The 23,223-nt window shown below is 67.7% G+C and carries 23 protein-coding genes, 1 tRNA gene and 1 pseudogene; 10 read left to right on the top strand and 15 right to left on the bottom strand.

The window, feature by feature from the left end:
• Positions 1-4: 4 nt before the first annotated feature.
• The 5 genes from WDC87_RS08920 to WDC87_RS08900 all read right to left on the bottom strand — a co-directional run bounded on the left by WDC87_RS08920 (position 5) and on the right by WDC87_RS08900 (position 5,593).
• Positions 5-919 (bottom strand): homoserine kinase, encoded by a 915-nt coding sequence (locus WDC87_RS08920; RefSeq protein WP_072169062.1) that lies wholly within the window; start codon positions 917-919, stop codon positions 5-7.
• Positions 916-3,420 (bottom strand): bifunctional aspartate kinase/homoserine dehydrogenase I, encoded by a 2,505-nt coding sequence (thrA, locus tag WDC87_RS08915; RefSeq protein ID WP_252744529.1) that lies wholly within the window; start codon positions 3,418-3,420, stop codon positions 916-918. Before thrA ends, WDC87_RS08920 begins: the two co-directional genes overlap by 4 nt.
• An 84-nt stretch (positions 3,421-3,504) precedes the next feature.
• A complete protein-coding gene (locus WDC87_RS08910; protein WP_172412145.1) occupies positions 3,505-3,642 on the bottom strand; it encodes a hypothetical protein in 138 nt (45 codons plus the stop codon).
• 137 nt (positions 3,643-3,779) lie between these two features.
• A complete protein-coding gene (locus WDC87_RS08905; RefSeq protein ID WP_252744530.1) occupies positions 3,780-4,730 on the bottom strand; it encodes a DMT family transporter in 951 nt (316 codons plus the stop codon).
• Between the two features lie 167 nt (positions 4,731-4,897).
• On the bottom strand, positions 4,898-5,593 hold the full coding sequence (locus WDC87_RS08900; RefSeq protein ID WP_252744531.1) for an AraC family transcriptional regulator: 696 nt from the start codon (positions 5,591-5,593) through the stop codon (positions 4,898-4,900).
• Between the two features lie 81 nt (positions 5,594-5,674).
• Between WDC87_RS08900 and WDC87_RS08895 the strand changes: the two genes are divergently transcribed.
• On the top strand, positions 5,675-6,454 hold the full coding sequence (locus WDC87_RS08895; RefSeq protein WP_227837194.1) for a DUF6491 family protein: 780 nt from the start codon (positions 5,675-5,677) through the stop codon (positions 6,452-6,454).
• Here the strand turns inward: WDC87_RS08895 and WDC87_RS08890 are convergent.
• The 3 genes and pseudogenes from WDC87_RS08890 to WDC87_RS08880 form a co-directional block, all read right to left on the bottom strand.
• Positions 6,451-7,515, bottom strand: a complete 1,065-nt coding sequence (locus WDC87_RS08890) for a linear amide C-N hydrolase (protein WP_252744532.1) — start codon at positions 7,513-7,515, stop codon at positions 6,451-6,453. The two genes, WDC87_RS08895 and WDC87_RS08890, sit on opposite strands and share 4 nt — an antisense overlap.
• A gap of 43 nt (positions 7,516-7,558) precedes the next feature.
• Positions 7,559-7,996 carry a DUF6691 family protein gene (locus WDC87_RS08885; RefSeq protein WP_252744533.1) on the bottom strand — a complete coding sequence of 146 codons (438 nt, stop codon included), beginning with the start codon at positions 7,994-7,996 and terminating at the stop codon, positions 7,559-7,561.
• Positions 7,993-8,439 (bottom strand): annotated as a pseudogene (locus tag WDC87_RS08880) (hypothetical protein); the annotation flags it as partial. The gene WDC87_RS08885 and the pseudogene WDC87_RS08880, both read right to left, overlap by 4 nt.
• Positions 8,440-8,516: 77 nt before the next feature.
• Here WDC87_RS08880 and WDC87_RS08875 point away from each other — a divergent pair.
• On the top strand, positions 8,517-8,837 hold the full coding sequence (locus tag WDC87_RS08875) for a metalloregulator ArsR/SmtB family transcription factor (protein WP_252744535.1): 321 nt from the start codon (positions 8,517-8,519) through the stop codon (positions 8,835-8,837).
• Between the two features lie 15 nt (positions 8,838-8,852).
• On the opposite strand, the gene WDC87_RS08870 is transcribed toward WDC87_RS08875, so the two are convergent.
• The 5 genes from WDC87_RS08870 to WDC87_RS08850 all read right to left on the bottom strand — a co-directional run bounded on the left by WDC87_RS08870 (position 8,853) and on the right by WDC87_RS08850 (position 14,998).
• On the bottom strand, positions 8,853-9,281 hold the full coding sequence (locus tag WDC87_RS08870; protein WP_252744536.1) for a BLUF domain-containing protein: 429 nt from the start codon (positions 9,279-9,281) through the stop codon (positions 8,853-8,855).
• A gap of 83 nt (positions 9,282-9,364) precedes the next feature.
• On the bottom strand, positions 9,365-10,498 hold the full coding sequence (locus tag WDC87_RS08865) for a hybrid sensor histidine kinase/response regulator (RefSeq protein ID WP_252744537.1): 1,134 nt from the start codon (positions 10,496-10,498) through the stop codon (positions 9,365-9,367).
• Positions 10,495-11,070 carry a chemotaxis protein CheB gene (locus tag WDC87_RS08860; protein WP_252744538.1) on the bottom strand — a complete coding sequence of 192 codons (576 nt, stop codon included), beginning with the start codon at positions 11,068-11,070 and terminating at the stop codon, positions 10,495-10,497. The genes WDC87_RS08865 and WDC87_RS08860 overlap by 4 nt, the downstream gene beginning before the upstream one ends.
• A complete protein-coding gene (locus WDC87_RS08855; RefSeq protein WP_053499919.1) occupies positions 11,070-11,894 on the bottom strand; it encodes a CheR family methyltransferase in 825 nt (274 codons plus the stop codon). The genes WDC87_RS08860 and WDC87_RS08855 overlap by 1 nt, the downstream gene beginning before the upstream one ends.
• A complete protein-coding gene (locus WDC87_RS08850) occupies positions 11,891-14,998 on the bottom strand; it encodes a response regulator (RefSeq protein ID WP_088497308.1) in 3,108 nt (1,035 codons plus the stop codon). Before WDC87_RS08850 ends, WDC87_RS08855 begins: the two co-directional genes overlap by 4 nt.
• Positions 14,999-15,176: 178 nt before the next feature.
• Between WDC87_RS08850 and WDC87_RS08845 the strand changes: the two genes are divergently transcribed.
• Together WDC87_RS08845 and WDC87_RS08840 are read left to right on the top strand one after the other, a co-directional pair.
• Complete coding sequence (locus tag WDC87_RS08845; RefSeq protein WP_072168927.1) at positions 15,177-16,313, top strand: PAS domain-containing sensor histidine kinase; 1,137 nt, start codon at positions 15,177-15,179, stop codon at positions 16,311-16,313.
• On the top strand, positions 16,303-16,662 hold the full coding sequence (locus WDC87_RS08840; RefSeq protein ID WP_069139920.1) for a response regulator: 360 nt from the start codon (positions 16,303-16,305) through the stop codon (positions 16,660-16,662). Before WDC87_RS08845 ends, WDC87_RS08840 begins: the two co-directional genes overlap by 11 nt.
• Before the next feature lie 26 nt (positions 16,663-16,688).
• On the opposite strand, the gene WDC87_RS08835 is transcribed toward WDC87_RS08840, so the two are convergent.
• Together WDC87_RS08835 and WDC87_RS08830 are read right to left on the bottom strand one after the other, a co-directional pair.
• Complete coding sequence (locus WDC87_RS08835) at positions 16,689-17,153, bottom strand: GNAT family N-acetyltransferase (RefSeq protein WP_072168928.1); 465 nt, start codon at positions 17,151-17,153, stop codon at positions 16,689-16,691.
• A 76-nt stretch (positions 17,154-17,229) separates the two neighbouring features.
• Positions 17,230-17,306, bottom strand: a tRNA-Arg gene (locus tag WDC87_RS08830).
• A 183-nt stretch (positions 17,307-17,489) separates the two neighbouring features.
• On the opposite strand from WDC87_RS08830, the gene WDC87_RS08825 reads away from it, so the two are divergent.
• The 6 genes from WDC87_RS08825 (at position 17,490) to murB (ending at position 23,215) form a co-directional block, all read left to right on the top strand.
• Positions 17,490-19,022: an aldehyde dehydrogenase family protein gene (locus tag WDC87_RS08825; RefSeq protein WP_252744539.1), complete on the top strand. Its 1,533-nt coding sequence runs from the start codon at positions 17,490-17,492 to the stop codon at positions 19,020-19,022.
• Entirely contained in the window at positions 19,022-19,861 is an 840-nt protein-coding gene (locus WDC87_RS08820) for an SDR family NAD(P)-dependent oxidoreductase (protein WP_072168929.1), read from the top strand. The genes WDC87_RS08825 and WDC87_RS08820 overlap by 1 nt, the downstream gene beginning before the upstream one ends.
• A gap of 160 nt (positions 19,862-20,021) precedes the next feature.
• Complete coding sequence (locus tag WDC87_RS08815) at positions 20,022-20,306, top strand: DUF4190 domain-containing protein (RefSeq protein ID WP_005413144.1); 285 nt, start codon at positions 20,022-20,024, stop codon at positions 20,304-20,306.
• 4 nt (positions 20,307-20,310) lie between these two features.
• Complete coding sequence (locus WDC87_RS08810) at positions 20,311-21,081, top strand: class I SAM-dependent methyltransferase (RefSeq protein ID WP_252744540.1); 771 nt, start codon at positions 20,311-20,313, stop codon at positions 21,079-21,081.
• Between the two features lie 8 nt (positions 21,082-21,089).
• A complete protein-coding gene (locus WDC87_RS08805) occupies positions 21,090-22,145 on the top strand; it encodes a quinone-dependent dihydroorotate dehydrogenase (protein WP_061477858.1) in 1,056 nt (351 codons plus the stop codon).
• 8 nt (positions 22,146-22,153) lie between these two features.
• Entirely contained in the window at positions 22,154-23,215 is a 1,062-nt protein-coding gene (gene murB / locus WDC87_RS08800) for a UDP-N-acetylmuramate dehydrogenase (protein WP_252744541.1), read from the top strand.
• The last annotated feature ends 8 nt before the right edge of the window (positions 23,216-23,223 follow it).

The following is a 23,223-nucleotide window of genomic DNA, read 5'->3' as shown; positions in this document are numbered from 1 at the left end:
GGATTCAGCACAGCCGGGCTCCCGGCGCATCCAGCGGCGACACCCAGGCATCGCTGTCGAAGCCGGCAGCAGCGAATGCGGCCTGCACCGGCGCCGCGGCAGCGTGGGCCTGGTCGGCATCTTCGAACCAGGCGAATACGCTGGGGCCGGCACCGGAGATGCCCGCGCCCATTGCACGGGCTGACAACGCCGCATCGCGAGCCATCTCGAAGCCGCCGATCAGACCCGCCCGTCGCGGCTCCACCAGCACATCGCGCAGGCCAGCGCGCACCAGCGCCGCGTCGCTGCGATGGCAGCCGCTGAGCACCAGCGCAAGATTCGCACTCTGCGCCACGAATTCACCCAGCGCATAGCTGCCTTGCAGCGCCTGGCGTGCCAGACGGGTTTCCAGCACCGCGTGCGGGTGCACCAGCAGGCTGTGCCAACTGGCTGGCACAGGGATCGTCAGCAGGCGGTCAGCCGTGCACAACGCCAGCCCGCCGAGCAGCAGCGGCCCCACGTTGTCACCATGGCGGCCCCCACTGGCCACGGCCTCGCCATCCAGTGCAAACGGGTACAGCGCCTCGCGCGAGAGCGGCGCATCCAGCAATGCATTGGCAGCAACCAGCGCAGCGACGGACGAGGCTGCCGAGCCCCCCATGCCGGAGCCGAATGGAATGCCCTTGTCGATCTCCACCGCGAAGCCGAAGTGCAGGCCCAGCCCTGCGCGCAGCGACATCAACGCCGCACCTGCCGTGTTTCCGGCCGCCTCCAGCGGCAGTTCGACCGCACTGCCGCGGATCGCCTCGATGCGCACCACCGGCTCATCGATACGCCGCACGCTCACCGTATCGCCAACGCCTGCAATGGCATGCCCCAGTATGTCGAAGCCCACCGCCACATTGGCCACCGAGGCGGGCGCAAATGCACGTGCGATCACAGGCGTGCTCCCTCGCCAGCGGCTACCCGCAGCAGGTCGGCGAACACGCCCGCCGCCGTCACTTCCGGTCCAGCGCCCGGTCCCTGCACCACCAGCGGGTTGTCGCAGTAGCGGCGGGTACGGAACTGCACCACGTTGTCGGTCAGCCGCAGGTTGGCGAAGGCATGGTCGGCCGGCAGTTCCTGCAGGCCCACCGAGGCGCCGTCGGTGCCCAGCCGTGCCACGTAGCGCAGCACCGCGCCACGCGCCCGTGCATCCTGCAGGCGCTGCAGCAGGCTGGCGTCGGACTCGCCCAGCCGTGCCATGAAGTCATCCACGCTGCCGTCGCGCAGCAGTGCCGGCACCAGGCTTTCCACCTGTACCTGTTCCAGGCCGAGCGCGTGGCCGGCCTCGCGTGCAAGGATCACCAGCTTGCGTGCCACGTCCACACCGGACAGATCATCGCGCGGATCCGGCTCGGTATAGCCCATCGACCGCGCCTGCGCGACCAGCTGCGAGAACGGCTGGCTGCCATCGAAGCGGTTGAACAGCCAGGCCAGCGTGCCGGAGAAGATGCCCTCGATGGCCAGCACCTCGTCACCGGTATCGACCAGATCGCGCAGCGTGGTGATCACCGGCAGGCCCGCGCCCACCGTGGCCTCGTAGCGGAAGCGCGCACCACTGGCCGCTGCGGCGGCGCGGATGCGCTGGTAGCGCGGCAGCGGCCCGGCACCCGCCTGTTTGTTCGGGGTGACCACATGGATGCCTGCCGCCAGCCAGCCCTCGTAGCGCTCGGCCACCTCGGCACTGCCACTGCAGTCGATCACCACCGCATGCGGCAGGTGCGCAGCCAGCAGGTGCTCGGTGAAACGATCAAGATCGCTGGATTCACCCGCGTCCCGCAGGGCCTCGCGCCAGTCCGCATGCAGGCCGTCCACTTCCAGGCGCATGCGCGAACGCGAGGCCAGCGCACGCAGGCGAAGATCCACATTGGCCTTGGCCAGCAGCTGCGGGCGCGCGGCCAGCAACTGGTCCAGCAGTGCGGCGCCAACGTTGCCGGGCCCGATCACACCGACCGCGAAGGTCTGCGGCGACAGCCAGAAGCCTGCATGCGCCGCGCGCAACGCACGGGTGGCATCGGCACTATCCACGGCGACCGAGATGTTGCGTTCGGACGAGCCCTGCGCGATCGCCAGGATGTTCACCTGCGCACGCCCCAGTGCCTCGAACAGGCGCGCCGCCACACCTGGCTGCCCGGCCATGCCGTCACCGACCGCAGCCAGTACGCTGACGCCCTCACTGACCTGCACGCGCTGCACCTGTCCCGCTGACAGCTCGTGCGCAAATGCGTGCAGCAGTGCCTCGCGGCCGCGCGCAGCTTCGGCGGCGCGCACCACGCAGCAGATCGAATGTTCCGAGGAACCCTGCGAGATCATCACCACAGAGACCTGCGCCTGGCGCAGGGCGGCAAACACACGCTCGGCGGTACCCGGCACGCCGATCAGGCCAGTGCCCTCCAGGTTCAGCAGCGCCAGCCCGGGACTCAGGGTCAGGCCCTTCACCGGCCCGCGCGGCGAGCGCTCGGCGCTGATCCGCGTACCCGGATGCGCCGGCTGGAACGTATTGCGGATGAAGATCGGCAGGCCGAGTCGGATCGCCGGCGACATCGTCTGCGGATGCACCACCTTGGCGCCGAAGTACGCCAGTTCGCAGGCCTCGTCGTAGCTCAGCGCTTCCAGCTGCACCGCCTCGGGCACCAGCCGTGGGTCCGCCGACAGCACGCCATCGACATCGGTCCAGATGTGCAGCTCGTCAGCGTTGAACAGCGCGGCAAAGATCGCACCGGAATAGTCGCTGCCGTTGCGACCGAGGGTGGTGATGCGGTCATCGCGATCGCGTGCGACGAATCCGGTGGCAACCAGGCGCGACTGCGGATGCTGCAGGCGCCACTTGGCCAGGCGGTCGGCACTGGCTTCCCAGTCGACATCCACGCCGAGTTCGCCATGCCCGACCACCAGCACATCGCGCGCGTCGAGTACCGCGCAGTCTTCGCCCAGCGCGCGCAGATGCGTGCCGAGCAGCTGTGCGGAAAACACTTCGCCCAAGCCCTGCACACGGTCCAGCACCTCGCGCGGCAGCTCGCCGATCACTTCCAGCGCGGCCAGCACTTCGGCCAGCTGATCGAAGCGGGCGTCGATCCATTCGACCGTCTCGCCCACCTGCTCGCCCAGCAGCGCCACGGCAGCGCCGCGATGGCGTGCGCGCAGGGCATGCCAGGCCTCACGCCAGCCTCCATCGCCCTTGGCCGCCAGCTGGGCCAGTTCGATCAGCGCGTCGGTGACGCCCTTCATCGCCGAGACGACAGTGACCTGCAGCGATTCGGGACGGGCCAGCAACAGGCCGCCCACATGGCGATAGCGTTCGGCATCGGCCACCGAGGTGCCGCCGAACTTGTGCACGACGGTGAACGCGGCAGCCAGGTCGGCCGGGGCAACGGAATGAGCGGGGGCGTGGGGAGACATGCAGACCTCGGTAGGAGGCCCCGTCGCATGCAGGTGTCGAGTTTCCCCGCCACCTGTAGGGTGCGGGGCCGTGGTTTTCGGGAGTTACACGAAGACGACGGGCCGCACCAGGGCAGTGGTGGCGGTGGTGGTGGTAATGGTGGTGATGGTCGCGACCGGCGCAGTCGAACGGCCCGCAATGGCGGGGGCGATCAGGCTGGCGTGGGCGGCATCAAGAACCATGGCGCACAGAAAACACCGTGCGCCTGCCGCTGTCAAGTGCTGCGATGCAAAAAACCGATGCAGCGATCATCGGCCAACGTGCCGACATTTGGTTGCAACTGAGACAAAGCCGGCATCAGCACGCTTGACGACTGCATTCAGCCGGCATGTTCGGCGATCGCCCGTGGTGTGCGATGCGCATGCGCGCACAGCATCACACCGGCCACCAGGAACACGATCGCCAGTGCTTCCAGCAGCGAGGGCCAGCGCTGCTGCCAGGCGAAGGCATAAAGCAACGCGAACAAGGTCTCGAACACGATCATCTGGCCGGTCAGGGTCAGTGGCAGCAGGCGGCTGGCGCGGTTCCAGAATGCGTTGCCGAGGATCGAGGCCACCACTGCCACGCCGGCGCTGATCGCCCAGAACCCGCTCCATTGCGCCGCCGTATGGCTGCCGGTGTGCCCGCTGAAGGCCATCGGCACCAGCAGCAGGGCCAGGCCGCCAGTGGTGACGCCGGTCAGCAGCGACCAGTCATGGCTGGACAGGTCTGGCCTGCGCGCCAGCCAGCGGCTGTTGCCGATCGAGTACAGCGCCCACGAGAACAGCGCACCGAACGCGCACAGCAGCCCGATCAGGCGCTGCCGCCACGGGGTGACCAGGTGCTCGGACATCAGCGCTTCCCAACCCACCAGGGCGACCCCCAGCACGCACAGCCCCAGTGCCGGCAGCAGCTGTTTCAGTGGTACAGCGCCCTGCTCGCGCACGCCAACGAGGGTGACCACCACCGGAATCAGGCCAACGATCAGCGATGCCGCAGCGCCACCGGCCCACTGCACGGCGGTCGCCAGCAGCAGGAAATACACCAGGTTGCCTGCCAGGCTCAGCCACAGCAGGCCGAGCCATTCGGCACGGCCCAGCCGCGGTGCCAGCCGCTTCCATCGCGGCAGCAGCAGGGCGACTGCCATCAGGCCATAGACCAGGTAGCGGCCGGCGGACAGTTGCAACGCATTGAACGACTGAAGCACGGCAGGCGCGAGAAAGACCACGCCCCACAGCGCGCCAGCGGCCACGCCATTGGCGATGCCCACGGCCATCGGGTTGTTGCGCATTCGGATTGTCCGGGCGGATGGAACGGGCCGCGCAGTGTAAGCGCTGGCCGCTGGGCGCTCTTGACCGAGGCTGCTGCCTTGTCACCTCTGTAGAGCCGAGCCCATGCTCGGCTGCGATTCACCGTTGTGCAGACAAGGGCAGCCGAGCATCGGCTCGGCTCTACAACTCAGCCGGCACCCCTGCGCCACGCAGCGGGGGTCTGGCCACATTCGCGGCGCAGCGCACGGGTCAGTGCGCTCTGCTCGGAATAACCTGCAGCCAGTGCGATATCGCTGATCGGCGCGGCAGTGGTGCGCAGCTGATGCTTGGCCCAACGCAAGCGGCACGCACTGAGCCAGGCCTGCGGGCTCAGCCCGAACTCGCGCTGGAACAATGCGTGCAACCGGCCCTCGCTGATACCGACAAATCCGGCCATCCGGGCAACCGGCCAGGCCCGGCCGGGATCGGCCTGCACCGCCGCGCACAGGCCCTGCATGCGCGCCCCACTGCCCGCCGGTGCAAATACCTGCAGCAACTGCGGCAGCAACGCCGGCATCGGCTGCCCTGCCTGCACCTCGGCCAGGCGCCGACGCAATGCCAGCGGCAGATGCAGCCAGCGCTGGCGGCACAGATGCTCCTGCGTGCCGTCATCCAGCACGCCTGGAGGACAATCAACGATCACGAAACCATTGGGGCCGTCCGCCATCTGGTCATGTGCTTCGCCGGCGGCGACAAATGCCCCCTGCAGCAGGTCCAGCCGGCCGCCGCGCCCTTCCATCTCGAACTGCAGTTCGCCCTGCAGCGGAAGCACCCACTGCGCGTAGTCATGGCGGTCCAGGCCGGTGGCCTGCCCGTAGTGCCGCAGATGGAAGATGGCGCCCATCCGGGCAGTGTGCGCGTGTAACAACGGCCGTGCAAACCGCTGCTATAGTCGATGCGTCATCCAACGCAGGGAGTGCAGGTCATGACCCATCAGCAGCTGTCCCTGGTGCTTGCCACCAGCCTCGGCCTGGCGCTCACCGCCTCGGCCTCCGCGCAGGAACGTACGCCACCGGCCCCGCACTGCATGGACGCGGTCGGCGTCCAGGAAGTGGAGCAGGCGTCATCGCGTTCAATCGCCCTGCGAGCCGCCTCGGGCCAGGCCTATCGGATCGACTTCAGCGAAGAGTGTCCCGGCGTCCGCGGTGCCACCACGCTGAAACTTGAAGCACCCGCCGGCTGGGCCTGCGGTCGCCCCAGCGAGCGTTTGGTGGTCGATGGCCGCAGCTGCGCGATCAGCGCGGTGACCCCCGTGCAGGATCGCGACTACGCCAGCGTTGCCCGCGACAGCGATCGCCTGCGCATGGCCACCCTGCCCGCCCTGACCATCCGCGAGCGCAGGGACATCCGCCGCAGTTTCGGTGGTTCGCCGTCGTACTGCTTTGCCACGCGCAACGTGCGCGCGTGGTCGTCCGACCCGCAGGGCATGCTGGTGGAGACCAATCCGCATCGCAATGGGGGTCACCGCTACTATCGCGTGGAGCTTGGCAGCCACTGCCGCCAGCTCGACCGTGCGCCACAGCTGAGCTTCCACTCCGGCATGCAGAACGGCCTGATCTGTGGCAATCCGGGCGATCGCATCCTCACCGCCGGATTCGAGAATGGTGACCTGCGCAACGACGCGCTGGCCCCGCTGCCGCAGTACACCCGCGGCGGCTGCACGATCCAGGCGGTCTATCCGGCTTCCAGCCAGGCGTCGAACTAACCGTCGACGCCGAGGAACGCAAACGGTGCGCTGGGCACGAAGTGGCCCAGCGCGTCGCCGGAAAAGGTATTGCGCTGGTCCGGACCGAGATCGAGCTTGAGCACCTTGCCGCCGAAATCGACCTTGTTCAGGTCGACCCAGAAGGTGTTCGGTGTCAGTGCCGATTCGAAGAAGTACAACCGCCGCTTGTGGTCGGCCACGGTGCGCCAGCGCGTGGATGAAATATTCGGTTCGCCCGGGGTGGTGATGCCATACGGTACCGAGGCGTTGCGGATCACGCTGAACACACTGGCCAGCGCCACCACCGGGTCTTCCGCCTTGGGAATGGCGTTGATGTAGAACGAGGCGCGCGCGAAACGGTCGGCTGAGCGGTTGGTGCCCGGCAGCATCACCGTGCCGCCGATCTGCTGCCAGTAGCTGTTGAGTGCCAGCTGCTGCTCGAAGATCGGTGAGTTGGTCATCACCTGGTAGCGCCGGTCATGGTGGATCACCTGGCGACCGCCGATGTATTCGACGATGGCGCTGTCGCCACTGGCATCTGACAGCGACAGGTGCAGCGTGGCCTGGCGGTCTTCGCCCGGCACCTTGTCGGTGACGATCGAGTACGGCTCGCGCTGCAGCGCCGCGACCGCCTCGTCTACGGTGGCGAAGTTGTCCAGCACATACTGCGCCCATAGTGAGATGGCCAGGCCCGGCTTGTTGCCGCGCTGCTTCGGATACTCCGATTCGACCAGCCACAGCAGGTTGGCCACCAGGCCTTTCTCGTTCATGCCATCGGTGGTCGATACGTCATAACCGGTGGCCACCACCGAGCCGTAGCGCGCCGTCCAGGCCAGCGACTTCGGCCCGGCCTGGCCGGTGCGCGCGATGCCGCGCGGCAGCACGTAGAGGTTGGTCGCCACATCAACCTTCCAGTCCATCGAGCGAGCGGTGATCACATCACCGTTGTCGCCCAGGTAGACCGCGCGCGTGCAGGCCAGCGCCGGTGCCACTGCGGCAGCCAGCGCGGCAGCCAGCGCGACCGCCAGCAGTGCCCTTTCCTTCCACTTCATCCGTGCCATGTCGTTGCGCTCCTTTCCCCGTGATCCGTGGATATGACCCGATTCAGGGTGACACAGCGGTGAAGCCCCGGCGAACCAGGCGATCGTGCAGCCAGAAACCTGCAAGCATCGCCGGCACGAACCAAAGCGCTTCGCGCGATCCCACCGCCAGCCCGGCGATGGCAGGGCCCGGGCAATAGCCTGCCCAGCCCCAACCCATTCCGAACAATGCCGCGCCCAGCACGAGGCGTACATCGACACCGCGCGCAGCGGGCAGTTGCAAGCCCGTTGCGCATGACGGCCGCGGGCGCCGCAGCACCCAGCGCTGGCCGACCGCGCTGACCAGCAGTGCCGAGGCCAGTACCCAGGCCAAGGTGGGATCGAAACCGCCGGCGATGTCTAGGAAACCGAGGATGCGGCGCGGATCGGTCATGCCGGCCAGCGCCAGGCCCGCGCCGAACAGCGCCCCTGCCGCGCCGGCGGCCACCATCACGCGGCTCATGCGAAGCCCCCGCCATGACGGATCAGGAATGTGGTCAACATTGCGCAGGCCATGGACACCACCACCGCCAGCAGTGACCGCATTGAGCCGCGGGCCACGCCGCACACCCCATGACCACTGGTGCAGCCGTTGCCCAACCGCGTACCGAACCCGACCAGCAGGCCGGCGCCAACCAGCTGCCACGCCGGCAAGGCGTCACGCAACAGGTCGCGGGGCGCTTGGCCTGGCACGGCCTGCCAGTACAGCACACCCCCGCCAGCGGCAAGCAGGCCGAGCAGGAATGCCCAGCGCCAGCCGCGATCGCCCGGCGTTGCGCGCACGCTGCCAGCCGCGATGCCGCTGATGCCGGCTACCCGGCCCGTGGTCGCCAGCAACACCACCGCCGCCGCACCGATCAACGCGCCCCCCGCGACGGCGGCCCACGGCACGGTCATGACCTGCCTCCAGTTGTTCCGTTCATTCGCTTGCCTTTTGAATTAGCTTTTTCTAAATTAGCTTCTTCTAAAACAAAAGGTCAACCATGACCCGCATCGAGCTCGACACTGCCGCGATGGCCGGGTATGCCGCCCAGGCCGCGGCGCTGCTCAAAAGCCTGGCCCATCCTGCACGGCTGCGCGTGCTGTGCCGGTTGGTTGAAGGCGAGGCGCCAGTACCGGAACTGCAGGCACTGACCGGGCTCAGCGCATCAGCGCTGTCCCAGCATCTGGCGGTGCTGCGCGGACTTGGCATCGTCGCGACCCGGCGCGAAGCGCAGGCGATCCACTACCGGGTGGTGGAAGGGCCGGCGCTGGGCGTATTGCAGGCGTTGCACGCCGCCTACTGCGGAAATGCAGCGCGCTGAACCTTCCACGCGGGTTCAACCTGCGTGCAGCACCGGTTGCACGACCTGATCGAGCAGATCCACCGGGGTCGGCGCCGACAGGTCACCATGCAACGCGCGGGTGAAACCTGACCAGTCGCTGGAAGACAGTTGCCGCAGCAGCGCCTCCTCCACCGGCAACGCGCGCATCGACCAGTACGGAAACTGGCGCTGGCCGAGGCGGCCACGCGCCAGTTCGATGATGTCGATATGGCTACCGGCCTGCAGGATGCGTTCGTACACCGAATCGATACCATCCGGCGGCCCTTCGATGTACTGCAGGAATCGCCCGCCGTCATGCAGCAGCACACCGGTCACGCCCGCCATCTTGTTGAAACGGGCTGCATCATCGACCAGCGCCCGCAGCCGTTCAGCGGAAAGATCCGGCAGCGACTGGCTGACGTAGGCGATGGCACGCAGTGGCATGGCGCTTCCTTGACAAGATGTACAGCCACGGTAGCAGCTGCGGACGAGTCCGTCTCAGCGCCCGCGGGTGTTTCCTGAAGAATTCAGGTAGCGGCCGCCGGCAGCGCCTCTACGCGCCTCGGCAACCGGGCTTCGAACACCACCTGACCGGCTTCATTGCGCGCTGCGATATGCCCGCCGTGCGCGCGCACGAACTGATCGACGATATACAGGCCCAACCCCAGGCCATTGCTGGGATGGAAGCTGGCCTTGAACGGCTCGAACAGGCGCGGCAGCAGCGCGTCGTCGATCCGTCCCGCGTTGCTCACCCGCAGCAGCACGCTGCGCGGATCACGGCCGTCCACCTCCACCCGCGCCTCACTGCCATGGGTGAGCGCATTGCCGATCAGGTTGGCGGCAACCTGACCCAGCCGATCCAGATCACCCTGCAGGCGTGTATCGCCCTGCATATCCAGATGCAGCCGTGCGTGGCCGTGGGCGCTGCCCGCTTCGGCCACCACCGCACGCGTGACCTCGGCAAGATCACAGGCGCTGGCCTGCAGGCGCAGCCCGCCGCTGCGGATCCGCGAAAAGTCCAGCAGCTGCTCGACCATGCGCGCCATGCGCAGCGTGCTGGCCTCCAGGTGCTTCAGGGTCTGCTGCGCGCCGTCATTGCCCGCAGGAAGCTCCAGCGCCAGCTTGTCGGCACACAGCAGGATCGCCGACAGCGGCGTGCGCAGATCGTGGGTGAGCACCGCCGCCATCGTCTCGTTGAGCTTGAGCGAGCGCTCCAGCGCCTCGTTGCGCGCCTTCAGCAGCTGCCGCTGCTGGTACAGCTCGATGAAGACATTGACCTTGCTCAGGATCACCTGCGGCGCCACCGGCTTGTGCAGGAAGTCGACCGCGCCGGTTTCATAGCCCTTGAACGCGCGCAGCGGATCGTCCGGCGAGGCGGTCAGGAAGATGATCGGCACATCCCGGCTGCGGTGTGACCCGCGCATCAGCTCGGCCAGGGTGAAGCCATCGATCTCCGGCATGTGCACGTCCAGCAGGGCAAGCGCCACCTCATGCTCGAGCAGCAGTTCCAGCGCCTGCGCGCCCGAGCCGGCCAGCAGCAGGTTCACGCCTTCGCGCTGCAGCAGCGCCTGCATGGCCACCAGGTTCTGCGGCACGTCATCGACGATCAGCAGGTTGACCGGGGTCTGCGACTGCGCAGGGTCCGGCGGCAACAGGTTCATGCAAACAGCTCCTTCAGGCGACGGCACATCAGTTCGAGGGGCAGCACGGCATCGGCGCCGGCGTGCTGCAGGGCGGAGGCCGGCATCATCGACGCCTCGGCCTCCTCGGGACATTGCAGCCAGGCGCGGCCGCCGGTGGCGCGCACCGCGGCCACCCCTTCACTACCATCGCTGCTGGCACCGGTCAGCAGCAGGGCCAGCACCTGCGCGCCGAACACGGCCGCAGCCGACTCGAACAATGGATCGATGGCCGGGCGGGAAAACAGCACCGGTGCGTCCACCGACAACGCCAGCGAACCGGCGTCTTCCACCAGCAGGTGATAGTCCGGTGGCGCAAAGGTCACCGTGCCAGGCTGCAGCGGCTGCTTGTCTTCGGCCTCGCGCACCGGCAGCGCGCAGTACGGCGCCAGCACGTCGGCGATGCGGCTGCTGCGGTCGCGTGGCAGGTGCAGCACCGCCAGCACCGGCACCGGCAGAGCCGCGGGCAGCGCGCCGAGCACCGCCTGCAGCGCCGCGACCCCACCCGCCGAGGCCCCGATCACCAGCACCGCCGGTCGTGTCGGCAGTGCCATCAGGCAACCTTCCGGTACAGGCGATGCTCCCGCGAGCAGGTCTCGAACGCGCCGTGGTGGCGCCCGAACTGCAGCGACTCCTTGCTGCCCAGGCCAAGGAATCCGCGATGCACCAGCGCTTCACGGAACAGGCCCACCGCGCGGTCCTGCAGATCGCGGTTGAAATAGATCAGCACATTGCGGCACGACACCAGATGCACCTCGGAGAACACGGTGTCGGTGGCCAGGCTGTGGTCGGCGAACACCACGTTGCGGCGCAGCTGGCGATCGAACACCGCGCCATCGTAGGCTGTGGCGTAGTAGTCAGACAGCGAGGCGCTGCCACCGGCCGCCAGGTAGTTCCGGCTGAACTGGGCCATCCGGTCGATGCCATAGGCGCCGGCCTCGGCGGTGGCCAGGGCTGCCGGATTGATGTCGGTGGCGTAGACGATGCTGCGCTCCAGCAGGCCTTCCTCGTGCAACAGGATCGCCAGCGACCACACTTCCTCGCCGGTACTGCAACCGGCCACCCACAGCTTCACCGACGGGTAGGTGCGCAGCACCGGCACCACCTGCTCGCGCAGCTCACGGAAATAGGCCGGGTCGCGGAACATCTCCGAGACCTGCACGGTGAAGAACTGCATCGCCTGCGCGAACAGGTCCGGCTCGTGCAGCAGGCGGTGCTGCAGGTCGGCCAGCCGCTCGCACTCATAGCGCTGCATGGCCTGGCGGATCCGCCGACGCAGCGACGACACCGCATAACTGCGGAAATCGTAGTGGTAGCGCTGGTAAAGCGCTTCCAGCAGCACCTTCAGCTCGAGGTCGAACAGGGCCTGCTCGTTCATTGCCGCGAGCACCAGACCCGGCACAGCGAGACCAGCTTGTCGACGTCGATGGGTTTGGCGATGTAGTCGTTGGCGCCGGCCTGCAGGCAGCGCTCACGGTCGTCCGGCATGGCCTTGGCGGTCAGCGCGATGATCGGCAGGTCCCGCAGGTGGCGCTGCGCGCGGATTTCGCGCATCGCAGCAAGGCCATCCTTCTCCGGCATCATGATGTCCATCAGCACCAGGTCGACCTCGCGCTCGGCCAGGCGATCCACCGCTTCCTGGCCATTGCGCGCGATCTCCAGCGTGACGCCGAGGGGTTCGAGCACGCTGGACAGTGCGAAGATGTTGCGCACGTCGTCCTCGGCCAGCAGCACCGTCCGACCGTCGAGCACGGTGTCGCGACGGCGGGCCTCGCGCAGCAGGCGCTGCTGGTCGCTGGGCAGGTTGGCCTCCACGCTGTGCAGGAACAGGGTCACCTCGTCCAGCAGGCGCTCGGGCGAACGCGCGCCCTTGATGATGATGCTCTTGGAATAGCGGCGCAGTCGCTGCTCTTCCTCGCGGCTGAGTGCGCGGCCGGTATAGACGATCACCGGCGGGAAACCGACATCGTCGTTGCCGGCCATGTGCTCGAGCAGGTCGTAGCCACTGCCGTCGGGCAGCGACAGGTCCATCACCATGCAGTCGAACGTGACCGTACTGAGCTGTTCCAGTGCGCCGGCCAGGGTGCCTACGGCGACGATCTGCAGCTGGTCGCGGCCCAGCAACAGTTCCAGGTTGTGGCGCAGCTCGTTGTCGTCCTCCACGATCAGCAGCCGCCGCATGTCGCGCTGGCTGGTCTGTTCCAGCTGTTCGATGGCCGTCACCAGCCGCTCGCGCGTGGTCGGCTTGATCGCAAAACCGATCGCGCCCAGCTCACGCGCCACCTGGCTGCGGTCCGTGGCCGAGACCACATGCACCGGGATGTGGCGGGTGTCCGGGTTGCGCTTCAGGCGTTCCAGCACGCTCAGCCCCGACACGTCCGGCAGGCCGATATCGAGCAGGATGCCGTTCGGCCGCAGTTCGCTGGCCAGCGCCAGCGCCTCTTCCGCCGTGCCCGCCACCACGCAGTCGAAGTCCAGTTCATGGGCCAGCGCCACCAGCGCTTCGGCGAACGTGGCATCGTCCTCGACCGCCAGGATCAGGCGCCCGGCACGCTGGCGGCGACCGCGGTCGTCGGCTACGCCGGCCATCGCAGTGACCGGCGCTGCCGCGGTCGCAGCGCGTGCGGGCGCGGCCGGCAGCACGGCCGGCGCCGTCGGCGGCGCAGCCACGGGAACCTCGGCAGCGTCGGCTGCGCTCGCCGCGGGCGCACCCTGCAACGGCAGCTCCAGGATGAAGCAGCTGCCGCGCCCGGGCTCACTGTCGACCTGGATGCCGCCGCCCATGCGCTCGGCCAGATCGCGCGAGATCGACAGGCCCAGGCCGGTGCCGCCGTAGCGACGGCGGGTGCTGCCATCGGCCTGGCGGAACGCTTCGAAGATGACATCCAGCTGCTCGCGGGCAATGCCGATGCCGGTGTCACAGACCTCGAACCGGATGCGGCCGTTGCCGCCGGCACGCACGTGCAGGCTGACCTTGCCATGCTCGGTGAACTTCACCGCGTTGGCCAGCAGGTTCTTCAGGATCTGCTGCAGCCGCTGGCTGTCAACCACCATCTGGGTTGGTGCCAGGGCGTCGGCTTCGATCTGCAGGGCCAGGCCCTTCTGCCGCGCCATCGGCTCGAACGTCTCGCGCAGCCGCTGCAGCGCGCTCTCGACCACCACCACTTCATCGGACAGTTCGACATGACCGGCCTCGATGCGCGACAGGTCGAGGATGTCGTTGATCAGCGCCAGCAGGTCGTTGTTGGACGACAGGATCGCACGCGCGTACTTCACCTGTTCCTCGGTCAGCGTGCCGTCCTTGTTGTCGGCCAGCAGCTTGGCCAGGATCAGCGAGCTGTTCAGCGGCGTGCGCAGCTCATGCGACATGTTGGCCAGGAATTCGGACTTGTAGCGCGAGGTCGCCGCCAGCTCGTTGCTGTTGCGCACCAGCTGGCTCTGCGCAACCAGCAGTGCCTGCTTCTGCGCCTCCAGCTCGTGGGTGCGCTCTTCCAGCTGCACGTTGCTCTGTTCCAGCTCAGCCTGCTGTTCTTCCAGGTGGCTCTGCGACTGCAACAGGCTGCGGCTCTGCTCTTCCAGTTCCTCGTTGGCCACACGCAGCTCTTCCTGCTGGGCCTGCAGCTCCTCGCCCTGGCGCTGCGACTCTTCCAGCAGCACCACCAGCTGCGCACGCAGCAGCGATGCGCGCAGTGCCATGCCGATGGTGTCGGCGCAGCGCTCAAGCAGCTCGCGATCCAGATCACGCTGTTCACCCGCCCGCGCGCGGCCCAGCTCGATGACACCGACCACCGTACCATCGCTGCTGATTGGCGCCAGGATGCGCTCGCGCACCGGCAGCCGGCCCAGGCTGGTCTGCAGTTCGAGCACGGCAGCGTCTTCGCCGTGCAGGTGGCGGATGCGTTCGTCCCGCGCAACCTGCCCGGCCAGTCCTTCGTGCAGGGCCAGGGAGGCCGGCGTCCCAGTGGGCAGCGCCACGCCACCGGTCAGCTGCAGCCGGCCGCCGTCCAGGCGATAGACCGCACCGACCTCTGCATCCAGCTGCCCGGCCAGGCTTGCTGCTGCCGCCTCGGCGATCTGCTCCGGCCCAAGGTCACCGCGCAGGCTCAGCGCCACCGCGTTCTCGGCCTCCTGCAGCCAAAGCGCGCGCATCGCCTGGCGCCGGGCCTGGATCGCGCGCGAGACGATCAGTGCGATCATCAGGAAGGCGCAGCCACCGACGGTACGGTTGACTAGCGAGAACGACGAATTGTTGCTGGCTGGCGCAACGTTGAAGCCGATCACCAGCAGGACACAGGCGATCATCGCGACCACGAACGGCGCGCGTGCACTGCGCTGGAACACCGTCACGCCGACCGCGAGGAAGTAGGCCAGCCATACCGCATAGCCGAGCGGGACGACCAGTTCCAACACGATGGTCGCGGCCAGCAGCACGGCGGACGTCATCCAGATCCAGCGGTCACGCGTAGTCGCACCAGGACGCATGCAGGTCGGTTCCAGAAGGCAAAGGGTGGAAGATGGTACTCCGTGTCGCATTCAGCCGCACAGGACAAATGGCACGTGTCAGGTGTGCACGCATCCTTCACACTTGAGTGCCTAGCTTCACGTCCCTCACAGGGGTAACACTTATTTACACGTGGACGCAGCCGCCTCTACGACGTCCGTGCTGACGGACCCTTCCCGACAACTGCGACTGCTGATCGACAGCGTGCGCGACCATGCGCTGTACCTGCTTGATCCTGAAGGCATCGTGTGCAGCTGGAACCCGGGCGCCGAACGTATCAAAGGCTATTCAGCCGATGAAGTGGTGGGAACGCACTTCAGCCGCTTCTACCTGGCCGCCGACCGCGAGGCCGGCGAACCGCAGCGCCTGCTTCGCGTCGCAGCGCAGCAGGGGCATGTCGCCAGTGAGGGCTGGCGCGTTCGCCGCGATGGATCGTCGTTCCGCGCCAGCGTGGTCATCGAACCGGTCGTGGAAGCCGGCGAACTGCTCGGCTTCGTCAAGATCACCCGTGACATCACCGAGCAGTGGCAAGCGCAGCGGCTGCTGCGCGATGCCCAGCGTGCGCTGCGCAATACCCAGCAGTTCGAGACGGTTGGCCGGCTCAGCCGCGGCCTCTCACATGAGTTCAACAACCTGCTGACCACCATCGGCAACGCCCTGGACCTGCTGTCGCTGCGTGTCAGCAGTGACGATGCACGCGCAGCCGAGCTGCTGGATGCCGCGCAGGCAGCCACCGACCGCGGCGCGCTGCTGACCCGCCAGCTGCTGGCCTTCAGCACCGGCCAGACCCTGATCCGGGAATCGGTGGACATCAATGCACTCGTACGGCAGTGGCTGCCGGACCTGCAACGCGCCTGCCCGCCCACGGTGGTACTGGATGCCGATCTCACCCCGGGCCTGCCGCAGGTGAGCACCGATGCGATGCAGCTCCAGACCGCCCTGGCGAACCTGGTGGCCAATGCCGTGGAGGCCACCGCCGATGGCGGCCGCATCCTGATCGGCACCGCGTTGGAACATCGCCTCGATCCGGATGCGGACACCATGCTGCAACGCGGCTATGTCACCCTCAGCGTCTGCGACGAAGGCCACGGCATGGCCGCCGACGTCGCCGAGCGGGCCAGCGAGCCCTTCTTCACCACCAAGGACATCGGCAAGGGCAGCGGCCTGGGCCTGAGCCAGGTGTTCGGATTCACTACCCAGAGCGGCGGCTTCGTCGATGTGTCCACCACGCCCGGTGTCGGCACCACGGTCAGCCTGCTGCTACCCGCAACCGAGGAATTTACCCATGACCGATGACCCGATCCGCGTACTGATGGTGGAGGACCAGAACGATCTGCGCGAGATGATCGGCATGGCCCTGCGCGATTTCGGCATCGAGGTGTCCACCACCGCCGACGGGCATGAAGCGGCTGCGTTGCTGAAGGGCGACGCACGCTTCGACGTGGTGTTCAGCGATGTCAGCATGCCCAACGGCATGTCCGGCATCGAACTCAGCGAGCACGTCGCGCGTGAGCAGCCGCATGCACGCATGATCCTGTCCTCCGGCTATGCGCGTTCGCAGCTGCCGCCGCTTCCGGAGCAGGTGGAGTTCCTGCCCAAGCCCTATCGCCTGCGCCAGCTGGTTGAACTGCTCAGGCAGGACTGAAGGCGTACCGGCCTGCGTGGCCATGCTCAGCGCCGGGCCCGCTGCATGAACAGCAGCGCCGGCGTGGATGCAGTGTTCACCGGCTCGAAGCCGAGGGTCCGGTACAACGCAACTGCGGCGGCATTGTCCCGATAGACCCGCAAGGTCAGCCGTTCAACGGCATCAGACTGGAACGCCTGCTCGATCAGCGCCTGCACCAACCCACGCCCGAGACCGCGGCCCCGCGCCTGCGGGGCAACCAGCAGACGGCCCAGATGCATCGTACCCGGCTGGGTGCGCCAGGCCTGGCCGAAACCCACGCGCACGCCGTTTTCTGCCAGCAGCAGCCATCCTGGGCGTTCGCGCAGCTGCAATACCTGCTCGAACTGCTCGGGTCGCAGTGGATAGGGCACGCCCGGTCCAGCCCAGCGCAGCGTGCCTGCGGCCGAATCCAGCCACCCGGCGATGAGCGCGTAGTCGTGGGGTTGCACGGGCTGCAGGCGGTGGTCCATGGCGGCCGGATCGAGGTGAGGCGCCAGCATATCCGAGTGACCTCGCGGGCAGCGCGCGGACGTGGCGCCGCGAACATGGTGACCCCGGCCCGATTCGAACGGGCGACCTTCCCCTTAGGAGGGGGACGCTCTATCCAGCTGAGCTACGGGGCCATGCAGCCGGGAAGTTTACAGGCAACGTGCCCTGCCCTCCAAGCATTCATGTTCCACCCGGTTCCCCTGGCGCGTTGCACCATGGCCGGTCGGGGCGCTCTGCTACCATCGGCGATTCAGTTCATCGCGTCCCCCACCTGCCCGCGATGGCGCCAAACAACGTAACGAAACACAGGAGTCTGCATGTCTTCCGAGCTGCTCAAGTCCCTTGGCCTGGACGCGATCAACGCTGGCACGTACCTGGGCAACGGGGAGTGGTCGAGCGCGACCAGCGGTGAGCTGATCACCCCAGTCAACCCGACCACTGGCGAGCCGATTGCGCAGGTCCGCGCCACCACTGAGGCCGAGTACGAGACCGTCGTCGCCCGCGCCCAGGAAGCCTTCAAGGTCTGGCGTACCACGCCGGCGCCGCGCCGCGGTGAAGCCGTGCGCCTGTGCGGTGAAGCACTGCGCAGGCACAAGGACGCCCTGGGTTCGCTGGTTGCCCTGGAAATGGGCAAGAGCAAGCCGGAAGGCGATGGCGAGGTGCAGGAGATGATCGACATCGCCGATTTCGCCGTGGGCCAGAGCCGCATGCTGTACGGCTACACCATGCATTCCGAGCGCCCCGGCCACCGCATGTACGAGCAATACCACCCGCTGGGCCTGGTCGGCATCATCTCGGCCTTCAACTTCCCGGTCGCGGTGTGGAGCTGGAACTCGTTCCTGGCGGCGATCTGTGGCGACGTGTGCATCTGGAAGCCGTCCAACAAGACGCCGCTGACCGCAATCGCCTCGCTGAAGATCTGCAACGATGCCCTGCGCGAAGCGGGCTTCCCGGACATCTTCTTCCTGATCAACGATGCCGGCACCGCGCTGTCGGAAAAGATGGTCGATGACCGCCGCGTGCCGCTGATCAGCTTCACCGGCTCGACCCAGGTCGGCCGCACCGTCAACGAGAAGGTCGCACGCCGCCTCGGCCGCTGCCTGCTGGAACTGGGCGGCAACAACGCGATCATCCTGGACGAAACCGCCGACCTGAAGCTGGCGGTGCCGGGCATCGTGTTCGGCGCCGTGGGTACCGCCGGCCAGCGCTGCACCACCACCCGCCGCCTGATCGTGCACCGCTCGATCTACGCCGACGTGCTGGCCACCCTGGTCAAGGCCTACAAGCAGGTGGAAGGCAAGATCGGCGACCCGACCGATGCCGCCAACCTGATGGGCCCGCTGAACAGCGAAGGCGCCGTGCAGCAGTTCCTCGATGCCATCGCCCAGGCCAAGACGGCCGGCGGCACCATCGAGACCGGCGGCACCCGCATCGACCGCGCCGGCAACTTCGTGCTGCCTGCAATCGTCACGGGCCTGAAGAACAGCGACGCCGTGGTCCAGCACGAGACCTTCGCACCGATCCTGTACGTGATGCCGTACGACACCCTCGACGAAGCCATCGACATGCAGAACGGCGTGCCGCAGGGCCTGTCGTCCTCGATCTTCACCCAGAACCTGAAGACCGCCGAGAAGTTCCTGTCGGCCGCCGGCAGCGACTGCGGCATCGCCAACATCAACATCGGCACGTCCGGTGCGGAGATCGGCGGCGCCTTCGGTGGCGAGAAGGACACCGGCGGTGGCCGCGAGTCCGGTTCGGATGCCTGGAAGGTCTACATGCGCCGCCAGACCAACACCATCAACTATTCGGATTCGCTGCCGCTGGCGCAGGGCATCAAGTTCGACCTGTGATGGCAAACGACGCGGACACGTCTGTGGGTCAGAGTCCCTCCGGGGATCTGACCCGTGCCCAGGGTCGGATCCCCGCAGGGGCTCCGATCCTCGATCTCAGCGGCCGCCGCGTGCTCATTGCCGGCGGCAGCAAGGGCATTGGTCGTGAAATGGCACTGGCCTTTGCTGGTGCCGGTGCACAGGTCTCGGTCTGCGCGCGCGGCCAGGCCGGCCTGGAGGCCCTGCGCGCCGATGCACAGGCGCAGGGCACGCCATTGCATGCGTTTTCCACCGATCTGGCCGATCCCGGCCAGATCCAGGCCTGGCTGCAGGCCGCCGCCGATGCCCTCGGCGGCATCGATGTGCTCGTCAACAATGCCACCGGCTACGGCATGGCCGACAATGAGGAGGGCTGGGCCGCCAGCCTGCAGATCGACCTGATGGCGGCCGTGCGTGCCTCGCGCCTGGCCCTGCCCTGGCTGCGTGCGTCCGGCGATGCCTGCATCCTCAATCTGTCGTCGATTGCCGCGCAGCAGCCGCGTCCCGGCGGCGCACCCTACGCCGCTGCCAAGGCCGCGCTTTCGCACTACACCACCTCGCAGGCGCTGGCACTGGCCAAGGACCGGATCCGGGTCAACGCCATCGCACCGGGCTCGATCGAGTTCGATGACGGGCTCTGGGACCGTCGCCGCATCGAGGATCCAGCGCTGTACCACGGCACCCTGGCGAAGATCCCGTTCGGCCGCTTCGGCCATCCGCGCGAGATAGCCGACGCGGCCCTGTTCCTGTGCTCGCCACTGGCGCGCTGGGTTACCGGCAGTGTGCTCAACGTGGATGGCGGTCAGGTGTTGATGGGCTGAATTTGTAAAGCCGAGCCCATGCTCGGCTTGCACGCAAGACGCGGTCGATCCCGCATCAGCCCAAGGGGGCAGCCGAGCATGGGCTCGGCTCTACAGGGCACTGCCCATGGGATTGCCCGGGCAGAGGCACTATCATGTGCACACTGCCAAGGAGGACCCGATGAGCGTGGCACCCCGACAGACAAGCGCCCTGGCCGTGGTCAGCCTGGTCATGGGCATCGCCAGCTGGACCGTCCTGCCCTTCGTGGCCAGCATCGTCGCCATCATCACCGGCCACATGGCCCGCGCCGAGATCCGCCGCCGTCCGCATGAACTGGAAGGCGACGGCCTGGCCGTTACCGGCCTGGTGCTGGGCTGGGTCATGGTCGGCGCCGTGCTTGCCGCCATCCTGGTCTTCATCCTGTTCTTCGGCGGCCTGGCATGGCTGGCGGCAGTGTCGAACTGACGCCATGACCGCCTCCGACAGCACTGAACGCTTCAGCAGCCGCGTCGCCGACTACGTCCGCTATCGGCCCGATTATCCGCCCGCCCTGTTGGAGTGGCTGCATGGCCCGATGGGCGTCAGCCGCGAGGCCGTGGTCGCCGACATCGGCGCCGGCACCGGTATTTCCAGTCGCCTGTTTCTGGCCAGCGGTCATCCGCTGGTGGCGGTCGAGCCCAACGCTGCCATGCGCGCCGCCGCCGAACAGTGGCTGGCGCCGCAGTATCCGGACTTCTCCGCTGTCGATGGCCGTGCCGAGGCCACCGGCTTGGAGGACGCCAGCATCGATCTGGTCAGCGTCGCGCAGGCCTTCCATTGGTTCGACACCGTGACGGTGCGCGCCGAGTGGCAGCGCATCCTGCGCCCCGGTGGCCAGGCACTGATCTACTGGAACTCGCGCCTGCTCGATGCCAGCCCGTTCCTGATCGGCTACGAACAGTTGCTGCTGGACTACGGCACCGACTACACCGCTGTGGCCGAGCGCTACCAGGACGATGCCACCATGCAGGCCTGGTTCGGCCCCGGCCTGCGCGGCAGGGTAGAGCTGCCGAACGTGCAGCATCTGGACTTCGACGCCCTGCGCGGGCGCCTGCTGTCCTCCTCCTACGCACCCCAATCCGGTCATCCCCGCCACGCGGCGATGATCGACGCTCTGCAGGACCTGTTCGCCGCCCATGCGGTGGACGGCCAGGTCGCTTTTGAATATCGAACCCGAGCCTTCCTCGGCACGCTGGACTGAACCGACGCATGTATTCGCTTGCCCGCCCCTTCCTGTTCTCGCTCGACGCCGAGCGCGCCCACGGCCTCGGCCTGTCCGCACTGGACCTGGCCTATCGCACCGGCACCACGCCGCTGCTGGCCGCACGCATCGCGCCGATGCCCAGCACGGTGTTCGGGCTGACCTTCCCCAATCCGGTCGGCCTGGCCGCCGGCCTGGACAAGAACGGCGAGCACATCGATGCACTGTTCGCGCTCGGCTTCGGCTTCGTCGAAATCGGCACCATCACCCCGCGCCCGCAGGCCGGCAATCCGCAACCGCGCCTGTTCCGCCTGCCGGAACACAACGCGATCATCAACCGCATGGGCTTCAACAATGCGGGCGTGGACGCGCTGGTGCGCAACGTCGAGCGCGCGCGCAACCGCCGCGGCCTGCTCGGCATCAACATCGGCAAGAACAAGGACACCCCCAACGAACAGGCCGTGGACGATTACATCGCCTGCCTGGACAAGGTCTACCCGCTGGCCGATTACATCACCGTCAACATCTCCTCGCCCAACACCGCCGGCCTGCGTGAGCTGCAGGAAGAGACCGCGCTGCGCCAGCTGGTCAGCCAGCTGCGCGACCGCCAGGAAGACCTTGCTGCCCGCCACGGCCGACGCGTGCCGATGCTGGTGAAGGTGGCGCCGGACCTCAGCGAACGCGATATCGACGCCGCCGCCCGCGTGCTGGGCGAACTGCAGGTGGACGGCGTGATCGCCACCAACACCACCATCGACCACAGCAAGGTGGCCGGCGACCCGCTGGCCAATGAGGCTGGCGGCCTGTCCGGTGCACCGGTGCTGGAGCAGTCCACGTTGGTGCTGCGCCGCCTGCGCGCGCGCCTGCCCGAATCGGTGCCGCTGGTCGGCGTCGGCGGCATCCTGTCCGGCGCCGATGCGGTAGCCAAGATGGCGGCCGGTGCCGCACTGGTGCAGTGCTACAGCGGCCTGATCTTCCGTGGACCGGCGCTGGTTTCCGAATGCGTGGAGGCGATCCGTCGCCGCCGTGAAGCGCCGAGCCGCGGCGCGGTGGCCCCGCTGTGAGCGCGCCCATGGATACCATCGACGGCAACGCCCCGCTGCGCTGGACGCTCACCCGCAATGCGCCGCTGCAGGCGCTGAATACCTTCCATGTGCAGGCCAGCGCCGCGCAGCTGCTGGAACTGCACGATGCCGCGCTGCTGCCGGACGTGCTGGCCTTGCCCGAGGTGGCCAGCGGCCCGATGCTGGTGCTGGGCAGCGGCAGCAACGTTCTGATCGCCGAGGACCTGCCCGGCACCGTGCTGGTGTTCGGCAACCGTGACATCAGTTTCCTTGAACACCGCGCCGACCATGCGGTGATCCGTGCCGGTGCCGGCGTGCCGTGGCATGGCCTGGTGATGTGGTCGCTGCAGGAAGGCCTGTCTGGCCTCGAAAACCTGGCCCTGATTCCCGGCACGGCCGGTGCCGCGCCGATCCAGAACATCGGTGCCTATGGCGCGCAGGTCGGCGAGTTCATCCAGGCGGTCGAAGCGTGGGACTGCCAGGAGCAGGCCTGGGTGCGGCTGGACAACGAACAGTGTGGCTTCGCCTACCGCGACAGCGTGTTCAAGCAGCAACCCGATCGCTATCTGATCACCGCCATCGAACTAAAGCTGCCACTGCTGCATGATCTGCGCATGGACTACGCCGGCATCCGCGAGGAATTGCAGGCACAGGGCGTGGAGCTGCCGAGCGCAGTGGACGTGGCCAATGCCGTGATCGCGATCCGCCGCCGCAAGCTGCCCGACCCGGATGTACTGGGCAACGCCGGCAGCTTCTTCAAGAACCCGGTACTGCCGCTGGAACAGGTCGACGTGCTGCGGCAGCATTTCCCCGACCTGCCGGTGTTCCCGGCCGAGCAGGACGACAAGCGCAAGGTCTCCGCTGCCTGGATGATCGAATCCTGCGGCTGGAAGGGCTTCCGCGAAGGTGATGCCGGCGTGGCGCCAAGCCACGCGCTGGTGCTGGTCAACCACGGCAATGCCAGCGGTGCTGAGCTGCTGGCGCTGGCGCGCCGCATTTCGGCCTCGGTGCTGGAGAAGTTCGGCGTGCCGATCGAACCGGAGCCCCGCCTGCTCGGCGCACAGTGGTGAACACCCCC

It is taken from the genome of Stenotrophomonas maltophilia group sp. Smal12 (assembly GCF_037079935.1).
GTDB lineage: Bacteria > Pseudomonadota > Gammaproteobacteria > Xanthomonadales > Xanthomonadaceae > Stenotrophomonas > Stenotrophomonas sepilia.
The sequence above is the reverse complement of the archived record's forward strand: the minus strand, read 5'-3'. Positions and strand labels throughout refer to the sequence as shown.

Coding starts and splice junctions, on each gene's coding strand:
- thrA (WP_252744529.1), bottom strand. CDS start 3,420: ATGTCTCCCCACGCCCCCGCTCATTCCGTTGCCCCGGCCGACCTGGCT.
- WDC87_RS08910 (WP_172412145.1), bottom strand. CDS start 3,642: ATGGTTCTTGATGCCGCCCACGCCAGCCTGATCGCCCCCGCCATTGCG.
- WDC87_RS08905 (WP_252744530.1), bottom strand. CDS start 4,730: ATGCGCAACAACCCGATGGCCGTGGGCATCGCCAATGGCGTGGCCGCT.
- WDC87_RS08900 (WP_252744531.1), bottom strand. CDS start 5,593: ATGGGCGCCATCTTCCATCTGCGGCACTACGGGCAGGCCACCGGCCTG.
- WDC87_RS08895 (WP_227837194.1), top strand. CDS start 5,675: ATGACCCATCAGCAGCTGTCCCTGGTGCTTGCCACCAGCCTCGGCCTG.
- WDC87_RS08890 (WP_252744532.1), bottom strand. CDS start 7,515: ATGGCACGGATGAAGTGGAAGGAAAGGGCACTGCTGGCGGTCGCGCTG.
- WDC87_RS08885 (WP_252744533.1), bottom strand. CDS start 7,996: ATGAGCCGCGTGATGGTGGCCGCCGGCGCGGCAGGGGCGCTGTTCGGC.
- WDC87_RS08875 (WP_252744535.1), top strand. CDS start 8,517: ATGACCCGCATCGAGCTCGACACTGCCGCGATGGCCGGGTATGCCGCC.
- WDC87_RS08870 (WP_252744536.1), bottom strand. CDS start 9,281: ATGCCACTGCGTGCCATCGCCTACGTCAGCCAGTCGCTGCCGGATCTT.
- WDC87_RS08865 (WP_252744537.1), bottom strand. CDS start 10,498: ATGAACCTGTTGCCGCCGGACCCTGCGCAGTCGCAGACCCCGGTCAAC.
- WDC87_RS08860 (WP_252744538.1), bottom strand. CDS start 11,070: ATGGCACTGCCGACACGACCGGCGGTGCTGGTGATCGGGGCCTCGGCG.
- WDC87_RS08855 (WP_053499919.1), bottom strand. CDS start 11,894: ATGAACGAGCAGGCCCTGTTCGACCTCGAGCTGAAGGTGCTGCTGGAA.
- WDC87_RS08850 (WP_088497308.1), bottom strand. CDS start 14,998: ATGCGTCCTGGTGCGACTACGCGTGACCGCTGGATCTGGATGACGTCC.
- WDC87_RS08840 (WP_069139920.1), top strand. CDS start 16,303: ATGACCGATGACCCGATCCGCGTACTGATGGTGGAGGACCAGAACGAT.
- WDC87_RS08835 (WP_072168928.1), bottom strand. CDS start 17,153: ATGGACCACCGCCTGCAGCCCGTGCAACCCCACGACTACGCGCTCATC.
- WDC87_RS08825 (WP_252744539.1), top strand. CDS start 17,490: ATGTCTTCCGAGCTGCTCAAGTCCCTTGGCCTGGACGCGATCAACGCT.
- WDC87_RS08820 (WP_072168929.1), top strand. CDS start 19,022: ATGGCAAACGACGCGGACACGTCTGTGGGTCAGAGTCCCTCCGGGGAT.
- WDC87_RS08815 (WP_005413144.1), top strand. CDS start 20,022: ATGAGCGTGGCACCCCGACAGACAAGCGCCCTGGCCGTGGTCAGCCTG.
- WDC87_RS08810 (WP_252744540.1), top strand. CDS start 20,311: ATGACCGCCTCCGACAGCACTGAACGCTTCAGCAGCCGCGTCGCCGAC.
- WDC87_RS08805 (WP_061477858.1), top strand. CDS start 21,090: ATGTATTCGCTTGCCCGCCCCTTCCTGTTCTCGCTCGACGCCGAGCGC.
- murB (WP_252744541.1), top strand. CDS start 22,154: ATGGATACCATCGACGGCAACGCCCCGCTGCGCTGGACGCTCACCCGC.